This is a genomic window from Pseudomonas sp. NPDC087803 (assembly GCF_044742995.1).
Taxonomy (GTDB): domain Bacteria; phylum Pseudomonadota; class Gammaproteobacteria; order Pseudomonadales; family Pseudomonadaceae; genus Aquipseudomonas.
Genome location: NZ_JBIUVO010000016.1, coordinates 43,063 through 55,178, shown reverse-complemented (window position 1 = coordinate 55,178; position 12,116 = coordinate 43,063). Strand labels below are relative to the sequence as shown.

Annotated in this window: 11 protein-coding genes; 6 read left to right on the top strand and 5 right to left on the bottom strand. The window is 57.8% G+C overall.

All coding sequences use genetic code 11. The features are described 5' to 3' along the window. The first annotated feature begins 193 nt into the window (after positions 1–193). The 5 genes from ACIOUG_RS11965 to ACIOUG_RS11945 all read left to right on the top strand — a co-directional run bounded on the left by ACIOUG_RS11965 (position 194) and on the right by ACIOUG_RS11945 (position 5,143). Entirely contained in the window at positions 194–430 is a 237-nt protein-coding gene (locus ACIOUG_RS11965; protein WP_401065599.1) for a hypothetical protein, read from the top strand. Positions 431–574: 144 nt separating this feature from the next. Then, the gene (locus ACIOUG_RS11960) at positions 575–1,636 is read left to right on the top strand and encodes a polysaccharide biosynthesis/export family protein (protein WP_401065597.1); all 1,062 of its coding nucleotides are present in this window, start codon (positions 575–577) and stop codon (positions 1,634–1,636) included. An 8-nt stretch (positions 1,637–1,644) separates the two neighbouring features. Further along, on the top strand, positions 1,645–2,310 hold the full coding sequence (locus ACIOUG_RS11955) for a YjbF family lipoprotein (RefSeq protein WP_401065595.1): 666 nt from the start codon (positions 1,645–1,647) through the stop codon (positions 2,308–2,310). Further along, positions 2,307–3,068, top strand: coding sequence for a capsule biosynthesis GfcC family protein (locus tag ACIOUG_RS11950; RefSeq protein WP_401065594.1), 762 nt, complete (start codon positions 2,307–2,309; stop codon positions 3,066–3,068). The genes ACIOUG_RS11955 and ACIOUG_RS11950 overlap by 4 nt, the downstream gene beginning before the upstream one ends. Then, complete coding sequence (locus ACIOUG_RS11945) at positions 3,065–5,143, top strand: YjbH domain-containing protein (protein WP_401065591.1); 2,079 nt, start codon at positions 3,065–3,067, stop codon at positions 5,141–5,143. Before ACIOUG_RS11950 ends, ACIOUG_RS11945 begins: the two co-directional genes overlap by 4 nt. Positions 5,144–5,749: 606 nt before the next feature. On the opposite strand, the gene ACIOUG_RS11940 is transcribed toward ACIOUG_RS11945, so the two are convergent. The 3 genes from ACIOUG_RS11940 to ACIOUG_RS11930 form a co-directional block, all read right to left on the bottom strand. Continuing rightward, positions 5,750–7,144, bottom strand: coding sequence for an undecaprenyl-phosphate glucose phosphotransferase (locus ACIOUG_RS11940; protein ID WP_401065589.1), 1,395 nt, complete (start codon positions 7,142–7,144; stop codon positions 5,750–5,752). A 388-nt stretch (positions 7,145–7,532) separates the two neighbouring features. Further along, positions 7,533–8,192 (bottom strand): transcriptional regulator, encoded by a 660-nt coding sequence (locus ACIOUG_RS11935; RefSeq protein ID WP_401065588.1) that lies wholly within the window; start codon positions 8,190–8,192, stop codon positions 7,533–7,535. Between the two features lie 278 nt (positions 8,193–8,470). Further along, positions 8,471–9,214 carry a winged helix-turn-helix domain-containing protein gene (locus ACIOUG_RS11930; protein WP_401065586.1) on the bottom strand — a complete coding sequence of 248 codons (744 nt, stop codon included), beginning with the start codon at positions 9,212–9,214 and terminating at the stop codon, positions 8,471–8,473. 507 nt (positions 9,215–9,721) lie between these two features. On the opposite strand from ACIOUG_RS11930, the gene ACIOUG_RS11925 reads away from it, so the two are divergent. Further along, the gene (locus ACIOUG_RS11925; RefSeq protein WP_401065583.1) at positions 9,722–10,552 is read left to right on the top strand and encodes an undecaprenyl-diphosphate phosphatase; all 831 of its coding nucleotides are present in this window, start codon (positions 9,722–9,724) and stop codon (positions 10,550–10,552) included. Here ACIOUG_RS11925 and ACIOUG_RS11920 read toward each other — a convergent pair whose 3' ends face one another. Together ACIOUG_RS11920 and dusA are read right to left on the bottom strand one after the other, a co-directional pair. Continuing rightward, complete coding sequence (locus tag ACIOUG_RS11920; protein WP_401065581.1) at positions 10,553–10,933, bottom strand: DUF2388 domain-containing protein; 381 nt, start codon at positions 10,931–10,933, stop codon at positions 10,553–10,555. 75 nt (positions 10,934–11,008) lie between these two features. Further along, positions 11,009–12,004 carry a tRNA dihydrouridine(20/20a) synthase DusA gene (dusA, locus tag ACIOUG_RS11915; protein ID WP_401065578.1) on the bottom strand — a complete coding sequence of 332 codons (996 nt, stop codon included), beginning with the start codon at positions 12,002–12,004 and terminating at the stop codon, positions 11,009–11,011. Positions 12,005–12,116: the final 112 nt, after the last annotated feature.

The window sequence follows — 12,116 nt, the reverse complement described above, 5'->3', positions numbered from 1 at the left end:
TAGATATCGTCGGGAAAATACGCTGGAAATGCCTTTTGCAAGTCCGTAGATATAAACCTGCCGTTCGACTTTTATCAGTTGCGTAAGACTGTGAAAGAACGACGGATCTTGTTCGCGCTTTTTGCGGACTTGAACGCTACCACCGCTAACACAGGTCGGTTTTTAACAGGCCGAATGTTAGAAAGGAGTTGATATGAAAAAAGTGATGGCGATTGCCCTGTTGACGATGTTGAGCAACTGGGCGTCCGCCGCTGAAGCGCCGCTAACTGCGGTGACCAATGTATCTGGCAGTGTTGCGGCTTCTACAGCGCCGGCTGCCAGTGCGGCAATGGTTGCCAGTGCAGTCGCAGCGTCCAACAGCGGCGGAAGTGCCAACGGCGGTACCACTGGCACCACCGGTACTACCGGCACCACCGGCACGCACAACTAACAGGAACATTTGTTAGTGCAGTACAGGGTCGCCCGACGCAAGTCGGGTGACTTTGTTTTTAGATCCGCCCTTGAATAGCGTAGTGCCATTATGACTCGTAGTTTTTCTCTTTTGCTGTTGGCAAGTATCGCTTTGCAAGGTTGCATGTTTTCCCCCGGCCAATACCTGAGCACCGGCGACATCACGCGCCAGGGCGCCAGCGAAAGCAGTCGGGTCGAGCTGATTCCGATTACGCCCAAGCTGATCTCGATGACCCGCGCCACGCAAAAGCGTGAGACGGTGCCATCGGAACTGTTGGCGACGCCGGCGGAATACCGTATCGGCAGCAACGATGTGCTGTACATCACGGTCTGGGATCACCCGGAGCTGACGGCGCCATCGGGGGCACAACAGCAGATCGACGCCAACGGTCGACTGGTGCGCTCCGATGGCACGCTGTACTACCCATTCATCAAGGAAGTGCAGGCGGCCGGCAAGACTATTCAACAGTTGCGCTCGGACATCGAATCCCGCCTGTCGGCGTTCATCGCCGAGCCGCAAGTGGATGTCGCGGTGCTGCGTTTCGCCAGTCAGAAAGTAGTGGTCTCGGGCGCTGTGGCCAAGGCCGGGCCACAACCGATTTCCACCAATCCGTTGAGCGTGGTCGAAGCCCTCGGTACTGCCGGCATCGACACCAATAACGCCGATCTGTCGGGCCTGCTGCTGACCCGCAATGGCCGGGTGTATCCGCTCAATCTCGACTCGCTGAACCAGCAGGATTCCGAGTTGCAGCACGTCTTCCTCAAGGGCGGCGATCAGCTGTATCTGCCGTACAACGACAACAAGCGCATCTACGTCATGGGCGAAGTCAATCAGCCCCGTGCGCTGAGCTTCAAGACCGCGACGATGAACCTCTCCGACGTGCTCGGTTCGGTCGGCGGCCTGAGTCAGACCACTTCCAACGGTAACGCGGTGTACGTGATTCGCGGGGTGGAAAACCTCGATGTCGAGCCGGCGAAGATTTATCAACTGGAAGCCCAGTCGCCGACCGCCATGGCCCTCGCTTCGCACTTTGAAGTGCGTCCGCAGGACGTGGTCTATGTCGGCCCGGCCAACGTCACGCGCTGGAACCGCTTCATCAGCCAACTGGTGCCGTCTGCATCGATTGTCGGGACCGGGGCTTCCGCTGCGAAGAACTGGAGCGAATTCAGTAACAACAGCAAATAAGGCCGACCGTGAAAACCTTGAAAGTTGGCGCCTGCCTGATGGCGGCCTTGATGTTGTGTGGCTGTAACCCGCTGATGACCGCTTCGGTGCGCAACCTCAAGTCGGCGGTGATCGGCCCGGATGAACTGGACGTGAGCGCGGCCCAGGTGGCCGAGGTCAAGTACCCGCAAATCAAACTGACCACGCCGTCCGGCTCCGGGGTGCTGGCGCTGGTGCGCGAGCGCGACGACCTGCAGTTCTGGGTCGCCTCCGGCAAGCAGGTGTTGCTGCTGCGTGACGGCCTCGCCGTGCGCACCATCGGCCTCGGCGTCGAGGGCGATCTGGACGGCACGCGGCTGGCCGACAACGCGCCGTTCAAACGCGGCCTGCATCAAGTCGCCGATGGTTTCACCAGTCAGCGCTGGATCGACCTGTACAAGGGCCAGGAAGTCGGTTTGATCGTCAACAGCCGGTTCTCCCGTCGATCCACGCAAACCCTGCAAATTCTCGACAAGGAATACACCGTGCTGCGTGTCGACGAACGCATCGACGTCCCGGCCATCGGCCTGCGCGCGACCAACCATTACTGGGTCGATCCGCTGGACGGTTTCATCCTGCAGAGCGAGCAGCAACTGAGCGCGCAAATGCGTGTGCGCATCGTGCAACTGACCCCCGATCGCAGGCACCTGCCGTGAAGCGCTTACGGATGTTATCGGCGGGTTTGCTGTTGCTCAGTGGCGTCAGTCAGGCAGCGGTCACGGTCAGCGGCGATGTCGCCAACCCGGGGCCGGTGGAATTGCCGCCGGGCGGGCGCTTGCTCGACGTGATCAGCGTGGCGGTGCCGGATGCTGAAGGTTACTGGCTGGCCGGCGAGTTGCTGCGCCAGTCGTTGCTGGAACAGCAGGCGCGGCTCAAGGCCGGGGTGTTGTTCGATCTCGATGTGTTGCAGCGCATGGCTTCGTTGTTTGACCGCCCGAGTCGCGCGGCGCTGGCGCTGCGCCTGACCGAACAGGTGCGGCAGATGCCGGTCACCGGCCGCCAGGTCGCGGATCTCGATCCGGTCGCGGTGGAAGTCGGTTTTGCGCGCAACATTCGTCTCGACGATGGCGATCGGCTGATCTACCCGAAACGGGTCGACGAGGTGCAAGTCTTGGGCGCGGTTGCCGAAACCTGTCACCTGCCTTATCAGCCTCTGCTGGAGGCGCGCGAGTACCTGGAAAGCTGCACGCCGCTGGACGATGCCGAGGCCGATTACTTGTGGCTGATCCAGCCCAATGGCGCGGTCCGGCGCGTGGGCATTGCGCACTGGAATCGCGAGAGCGGGCAGTTTCCCGTGGCCGGCAGCAAGATTCTGGTGCCGGTGAAAAACGATGATCTGGATCCGCCTGTTCCTGAACTGAATCAGCAGTTGGCCGAATTGATTGCCACGCAGCTGGCTGAGGTGGTTCGTTGAAGTTACGTGTTGCAGCTGTGTTGTTATTGCCGTGCGGTCTGGTGCATGCCGAGCCGCGTATTACCCAGAATGATTTCGGTGGCACCGGTCTGTTGCAGACCCCGACCGCGCGCATGGCCCCGGCCGGAGAGCTGAGCGTCAACGCCAACCGCACCGAGCCTTACAGCCGTTACAGCGTGTCGTTGCAGCCACTGGACTGGCTCGAAGGTTCGTTTCGCTACACCGCGATCACCAACCGGCCGTACGGCTCCGAGGCGCTGAGCGGCAGCCAGAGCTATAAGGACAAGGCGGTCGACGTCAAAGTCCGGCTGTGGGAGGAGAGCCACTGGGCGCCGGATTTCGCGTTGGGCTTCCGAGACATCGGCGGTACGGGCCTGTTCTCCAGTGAGTTTTTTGTCGCCAACAAGCGCTTCGACAATTTTGATTTCAGCGCCGGCATTGCCTGGGGTTATCTGGGTAATCGCGGCGACCTCGACAACCCGCTGGGTTACGTCAGTGATCGCTTCGATACCCGACCGGCCCTCGAGGGCACCGGTGACGTCAACTCGGGCTCGTACTTTCGCGGCAAGCCGTCGTTCTTCGGCGGTGTGAGCTATCAGACGCCGTGGGATCGACTCAGTCTGAAACTCGAATACGAAGGCAACGACTACAAGCACGAGCCGAAAGACAACGTGATCAAGCAAGACTCGCCGATCAACTTCGGCGCGGTGTTCAAAGTGGCGGATTCGGTGGACGTCAGCGCGGCATGGGAGCGCGGCAACACGGCGATGTTCGGCATCACTTTCCACACCAATTTCGTCAGCCGCAAAGCGCCGGTCAAGACTTACGATCCGACGCCTGAACCGCTGCCGGCGAAGATGCCGACCACGCCGATGGAACAGGTCAACTGGGCCGACGTTTCGCAGCGTCTGCAGCAGAATGCCGGGTACAAGGTCGAGCGCATCAGCCAGCGTGATTCCGAGCTGATCGTCTACGGCGAGCAGCAGCGCTACTTCCATTCGTCGAAGGCTGTCGGCCGCGCGAGCCGGATTCTCGACAACAGTGTGAACGACGACATCAACTGGTTCACCGTGGTCAACAAACGCTACGACCTGCCGCTGGAAGAGACCAGCGTGCCGCGCCAGACCTTCCGCGAAGTGATCAACAACGAGGAGCCGCTGGAGTCGCTGCACCGCACCACCGAGATCAACCCGGCGATGCCGCACAACGAGAAAACCCTCTACAGCGAAGCACCGCAGCATTTCAGTTATGGCGTCGGTCTGGGCTTCAAGCAAAACGTCGGCGGCCCGGATGGCTTGCTCTATCAATTCAGTGCCGATGCGGACGCCGAGTACCGCTTCAATCGCAACACCTGGTGGAGCGGTCTGCTCAGTGCCAACCTGGCGAACAACTTCGACAAGTTCACCTACGATGCGCCGAGCGGTCTGCCGCGGGTGCGTACCGATTTGCGTCAGTACCTGACCACCTCGGAAGTGACCATGCCGCTGTTCCAGGTCAGCCATGCCGAGCAGTTGGACAAGGACCTGTATGGCATGGTCTACGGCGGGTATCTGGAGTCGATGTTCGCCGGCGTCGGCGGTGAGGTGCTGTTCCGGCCGACCGGCGAGCGCTGGTCGGTGGGGGCGGACCTGAACTATGTGCGTCAGCGCGAGTTCGACCAGGGTTTCGGCTTGCGCGACTACTCGGTCTGGACCGGGCACGTCACCGGTTATACCGACCTGCCGTATGACACGTTGGCAGCGGTCAGCGTCGGTCGCTACCTGGCCGGCGACTGGGGCGGTACGCTCGACATTTCCCGCGAGTTCTTCAACGGCGTGCGTTTCGGCGCCTGGGCGACGATCACCACCGCTGGCAGTGCCGAGTACGGGGAGGGTAGTTTCGACAAAGGCATCTACCTGTCGATCCCGTTCGACGAAATGATGAGCATGTCGACCATGCGCCGCGCCAACCTGGTCTGGGCCCCCCTGACCCGTGACGGCGGCGCCAGGCTCAACCGCAGCTTCCAGCTGCACTCGATGACGGATAGCCGCGAGGGCGACATGTTCTATCGCAACTTCTCGAAGATTACCGAGTAATCCCGAGAACCCCTTGAGACCGGTGGGAGCGGGCTTGCTCGCGAAGGCGTCGGCACATTCGACATCTCTGTCGCCTGACCCACCGCTTTCGCGGGCAAGCCACGCTCCCACATTGGATCGGGGTGACGCGGATATCTCGATCCACACCGAGATCCCCTGTGGGAGCGGGCTTGCCCGCGAAGGCGTCGGCACATTCAGCATATGTGCTTCCTGATCCACCGCTTTCGCGGGCAAGCCACGCTCCCACAGTGGAACGGAGCGAAGCGAATATCTCGATCTACACCGAGATCCCCTGTGGGAGCGGGTTGAAGCGAATATCTCGATCCCCCTCCCGATCCCTGTGGGAGCGACCCTACTCGCGAAGGCGCCAGTCCATTCAAAATCCAAGTTGCCTGACCCACCGCTATCGCTTGCAGGCAAGCTCCCACAGTGATTTTGTGGTGTTCCCGATTTGAGTGAACGCCGCCGAACCCTGTGGGAGCGGGCTTGCCCGCGAAGGCGCCATCACTGCCACCATCGCAACTACCTGACTCCACCACCAAATCCCGCCCACAAAAAAGGGGACTTTCGTCCCCTTGCGGTATCGCCTGGCCGATCACCAGTCCATCAATAAATATCTTTCGACAACAACGTAAACGGTGTCTTCACCAGGATCTTCAGATCCAGCCACAACGACCAGTTGTTGATGTAATGCAGGTCCATCTCCACACGCCGCTGCATCTTGTCGATGGTGTCGGTCTCGCCACGGCAGCCGCTGATTTGCGCCAGCCCGGTAATACCCGGTTTGATTCGATGACGAGCCATGTACGCGAGAATTTTTCCCGAGTAGTAGTGGTTGTGCGCCACCGCGTGCGGACGTGGACCGACCAGGGCCATCTGCCCTTGCAGCACGTTGAACAACTGCGGCAATTCGTCCAGCGAAGTACGGCGGATGAAGCGGCCGACAGCGGTGATGCGCGAGTCATTACGGCTGGCCTGGACCACTTCACGATCATCGTGCACGCGCATCGAGCGGAATTTCCAGACCTGAATCACCTTGCCGTTCCAGCCGTGACGATCCTGCTTGAAGAACACCGGGCCCGGCGAGTTGATCTTCACCGCCAACGCGATGAACAGCAGCACCGGACTCAACAGAATGATCGCCAGCAGCGCCACGCCTTTTTCCACCAGGCTTTTGCTCAGCGCAGCAGTAGGGCGGCTGGTCAGCGGGCTTTCGTTGAGGCAGATCGCCGGCAGACCGTCCACGACCTTCACCGAGTGGTTGAGCAGGGTCAGGCTGTTCAAGTCCGGCACCCAGACCACATCGACGTTGGCACCGAGCAAATCGACGTACATCGCTTCGATTTTCGCGGCTTCGGCCAGCGGCAGAGTGATGTACAAACGGCGGATGTCATGGTCTTTGATCAGCTCGAGCAAATCTTCCTGATCACCGACCACACGCGGCGCATCCGCATCCAGATTCGGCGTCGCGCCATTGCTGACCAGACCTACCAATGGCAGGTTTTCCACCTGACTGATCTTCTTCGCCAGACCCAGTGCCAACTCGCCGGTGCCGACGATCAACGTCTTCTGCGCACTAGTGCGGGAACGCTGGTAGTACTTGGAAAAGGCATGCAACGGCGCATACAGCAACGCCTGGCCGAGGAAGCCGTAGACCGCCCAGCTCAGCGTCACCTCGCGGGAGAACACCTCGTCGGCCTTGCACACGAACGCGATACAGGCCAGCGCCACCATGGTCATCGACCAGCCCATGAACAAACGTCCGAGCCCGGTCAGGTAATTGTCCTGTTTGCGATACACGCCGCTGAACGTATACGCCGGCACCGAGGCCAGTACCGCCAATGTCGCGCACATGCGGTAATAGAACTCAACCGTTCCCGTATGCCGCTCCGCGAGGATGAACAACAACGCAACAATGAAACCCTGCGCCAGCGCCCATTGGCCCCAGAAGGTAAGTCCCTTGAGGCCGTTATTTCGATTGATCCGTAGAGAAAGTTCCATGAGATATCCCCAGAAATACGTCCATTCAGGTTTCGACAGTTGAAGTCCGAGTTGCTAGTAGGCTTGTTGTTGTTATTGGACGAGTGTCCTGAGGTAACAACGTCGATAAGCCGAACTGTCGTCAATCAATAGACTAATTTATTGTCGGAGAGGGTGTCTGACGAGTTCTAACAAGATGGCATAGTGCCAACTTTCTAATAATCAAATACAAGGTTGTTAGAAAAGGTCGCAGAGCAGGGGGTGAATAAATTATGTTGTGTTTGTTACTGTAGGAGGGGTGGAGGCAGGGAGCTTTTATTATCAAGGGAGGTGAATCAAACAGAGTGCTCTTGTTGTTTTTGTAATCGCACCGTTTTCTGTTTGTTCTGTTCGCGGATAGCGTCGCTGTTTACGCAACGATGTCCTGGATGAGGCAATAACCGCGGTTTCTTACGGCACGAAACAGACGCTCACCATTGCTGGCGCTCTTGAACTTGTCCTGCAGGCGACTCAGGCACATTTCCAGGCCACGATATTGCTCCGGCTCGCGACCGATACTGAGGATCAGGTCATCACGACTGACCACGCGTTCTTCGTGATGGAGCATTTTGCGCACCAGCGCGGTTTCCAGTCCGGTCAGGCTGATCTCGATGCCTTCCTTGACCAATGCGCCCTGATCATTGTCCAAATGCCAGGTCTCGCTGCACGGAGTGCCGTCTACATTGGCTGAAGTCTGGTGGCTGGCATCCGCGTCCACCATCGGCGTTTTGTGAAACGGATTTGCCGATTGTGCGGCCAGCCATTCCGATTCGAGGGTGGCCAATATGCGCTGGGTGTCGTGTTCAATCGTGCGGGCGACGTTTTTCCGAGTGCCGCTTGGGTAAGTGAACTCCATCAGCATGGGAGCGGAAGAGGGCGAAGTAGCACCTTCAATAAACATTTGGGCCTGAGACGTGCCAAACGAATTGAAGCGCTCGCTGGACAGAATACTCTCAAGTTCACGCTGCGAAGTTGTACTGTTGGTCACGACGACAAAATATTTTCTTGGGAGGGTTGTACTAGTTTCCATGTCTCTCTCCTAAAATGTGCACCAAAATGGGCGAAAAGGTAAATCGGCAGGCGAGCAATAACTTCCTTGGAAGTAACCGACAGGCAGGGTCTGGGCCCAAAATGGCCTCGTTAAATTCCACTCGTTCTGCTGCTATGTTGTTAAGTTTATTGTTATGGTTCGGTGTAGCCGTGCTCATTCAATTGCTTGATTATAATTAGGTGTGAAGTACAACTGGAGCGGTATGGTTGCATATGACGATCCTTCGTAATTATGCAAAGAGGATGGCTGCCCGAGAGTCAGGCAGTCGATATCAGACCCCGCATCAGGCGATAGCCGTAGCCGCGGATACTCTGAATCGCGTTCGTACCATACATGTCCTTGATTTTTCCACGCAAGCGGCTGATGGATTTTTCCAGCGCTCTCGGGTCGTAGAAATTGGTGTTGAGCCCCATGATGTTGGCGATTTCATCATGGCTGAGAATGTGATTGCTGGTCTGCGCAAAGGCTTCCAGGATCTTCATCTCGGCGAACGAGATGTCGAGTTTCTGGCTGGTGCCGCCCATCAGGCAGATGCGCGTAGGATCGAGCGTGAGGTTGATATCGCGCGTCCATTCTTCGCTGTTGAAGAACTCACCGAGCAACTCGTCACCCTCGTCGGAAAGGGTATTGAGCTTGATACAGAAATCGGCTCCGGCCAGGAAGTACTTGATCTTGTTGAACGCGCCGCGACCGGTAATGACCGCGCAAATGATCGGCTTCAAGTTATCGCTGCGCAGGTTCTCGATCAGCGCAAGATTGTCTTCAAGCGCTTGCGGAGTGTCGATAACGATGAAGATGGCTCGATACGAACCAGAAAGTTCATTGTGCTTATATGAACTAGTGTACGAACTGGCCTCAAGTGCCATATCAGTGCGTACGTGCTTTGCGATCAGCGCCCTAAAATGTTCAGCCACGCCACGGGTGCGACCCAGAGTGAGAACACCGGGTACGTCGTTTGTCGGGCGCGGACTTCTAGTCGCCAAGTTCCCTGAGAGCATCATGCATTGACTCGAATTAGGTGCTGACATCGGGATGTTAAAGCACCGGTTCTCATCTGTGACTGACAATTGGTAACATTCACGCGATTTTTAGACGTGGCTCCCGAGTTTTCTAACAATAATTAAGCATTTCAAGCTTTTAGTTGATTTTCTCGGGGCTGTGAACTAGTCGTTACATGGTGGCAATGTGGAATTGTGCCACTATTTTGAATCTATGGCCATGGCTTTATTCATGTCCAATTGCCACTGTTCACGATCCTGGGAGAGTGTGAGCTGGATCACACTTTATTGGCGAGTCGAACTTTTTTCTACTATAGGCCTAAATATTTTTCGGGTAGTTCGTAGGCGGACGTTTATTAACATGGCTTGAGTGTGTCTTTTGATAAGACATATTCTCCGTCGCCTGATCAGGCAATGGGTGTCGCGTTATACCGATTGTTTAACTTCAGATACTCAATTCCTGAATGCAGTTGACCGGTCGCTCATCAAGAGCGCTCTGACGGAGGATTAATGGATTTCTGGACCTTTATCCAGGTGTTGATTTTAGGCGCGGTAGAAGGCCTGACCGAGTTCTTGCCGATCTCCAGTACCGGCCACCAGATCATCGTCGCCGACCTGCTGGACTTCGGCGGTGAACGCGCGATGGCGTTCAACATCATTATTCAGCTGGGTGCGATCCTGGCCGTGGTCTGGGAGTTTCGCCCGAAGATCGTCGACATCGTCAAAGGCCTGCCCACTCAACGCAACGCGCAGCGTTTCACCCTCAATTTGTTGATCGCTTTCCTGCCGGCGGTGGTTCTAGGCGTACTGTTCGCTGACAAAATCCATCAATACCTGTTTAACCCGATCACTGTAGCCATGGCGTTGGTAGTGGGCGGCATCGTCATGTTGTGGGCCGAACAACGCAACCATGTCGTGAGCGTCGATCACGTCGACGACATGCGCTGGTCAGACGCGTTGAAAATCGGTTTCGTGCAATGCCTGGCAATGATCCCCGGCACGTCGCGTTCCGGCTCGACGATCATCGGCGGTTTATTGTTCGGCTTGTCCCGGAAAGCCGCCACAGAGTTCTCGTTTTTCCTCGCCATGCCGACCATGGTCGGCGCCGCGGCGTACTCCGGCTACAAATACCGCGACCTGTTCCAGGCCCGCGACCTGCCAGTGTTCGCCCTCGGTTTCGTCATCGCCTTCATCTTCGCCATGATCGCCGTGCGCGGTCTGCTCAAATTCATCGCCAACCACAGCTACGCTGCGTTCGCCTGGTATCGGATCGCGTTTGGCTTGTTGATTCTGGCGACGTGGGTGTTTGGTTGGGTGAACTGGACGGAAGCGGCGGCCTGATCACTGACTGCTGATCAATGTAGCAACCGCGAGGTCGCTCAACGCCGAATCGGGCAATTCTTGGCGGTAGCGCTGCAAGGCTGATGTGAAATACGCGGCTTGCAGCATGCCGTCGCTGGCGAGGTAATAGCGCGCCGCTTCGATTTCCTCTGGCGAGTAAACACGTTTCTTGAGTCTGGACACATCCGAGGTCGCATCGAACGAGGCCACCGTCGCCGTGAAAACCAGAAAGCCGGAAAGCTGAGTCGACTCAAAAGGACCGCCGTCCCCCTCACCACACCCCTTCACAAAGTCGCAGGAGGCGACGGCGTTGGAAGAGATGGTCGAGATTAAAGCGAGGAGGATAAAACGCTTGAACGAAACACAGCGAAACGCGGGCATAAACAAAAGACATCCTGTCAGCACAGCAAAACTCCGGGCAACGCTCATTCGTTGCCCGCACAGTCAAACTATCAATCAACGGCCTTCAAGCAACTCGCCAGCCTGATCCAGCAACGCCAACGGATCCTTGGCCTTGTGAATATCCACCGACAACAACTGGCGGAACTTGCGCGCCCCCGGGAACCCGGTACCCAGCCCCAGCACATGCCGGGTGATGTGATGCATCGCACCGCCCGCCTGCAAATGCTCGGCAATATATGGCCGCAACTGCGCCAGCGCCTCGGCCCGGCTGATCACCGGCGCGCTGCTGCCGAACAACTGCTGATCGACCTCCGCCAGCAAATACGGATTGTGATAAGCCTCACGCCCGAGCATCACACCGTCAAAGGTCTGCAAATGTTCATGGCAGGCCTCCATCGTCTTGATCCCGCCATTCAGCACAATCTCCAGCTCCGGAAAATCCGCCTTCAACTGCGCCGCCACGTCATACCGCAACGGCGGAATGTCGCGATTCTCCTTCGGCGACAACCCCTCCAGAATCGCAATCCGCGCATGCACGGTAAAACTGGTGCACCCGGCATCGCGCACCGTCCCGACGAAATCACACAGCTCGGCGTAACTGTCCCGCCCATTGATCCCGATCCGATGCTTCACCGTCACCGGAATCGACACCGCATCGCGCATCGCCTTCACACAATCCGCCACCAACTGCGGATGCCCCATCAGGCACGCACCGATCATATTGTTCTGCACCCGATCACTCGGGCAGCCCACATTCAGATTCACCTCGTCGTAACCATGCGCCTGCGCCATGCGCGCGCAAGCGGCCAGATCCAGCGGAACACTGCCGCCCAACTGCAGCGCCAGCGGATGCTCGGCTTCGTTGTGACGGAGGAAGCGTTCGTGATCGCCGTTGAGCAGCGCGCCGGTGGTGACCATTTCGGTGTAGAGCAGGGCGTTCTTCGACAGGAGGCGTAGGAAGAAACGGCAGTGGCGGTCAGTCCAATCCATCATCGGGGCGACGGAGAAGCGGCGGGAGAGTGGGGCGGGTGTGGCGGAGATAGGGGACATTGGCGGTTCTGGATTGGGTGGGGCTGGGAGGTGGGGGGAGTCTATCAGGAATGGTGTTTGGAGGGGGCGAATAGCCAATCTGGGAGAAACACTATTCGCACGCGAACAAAAA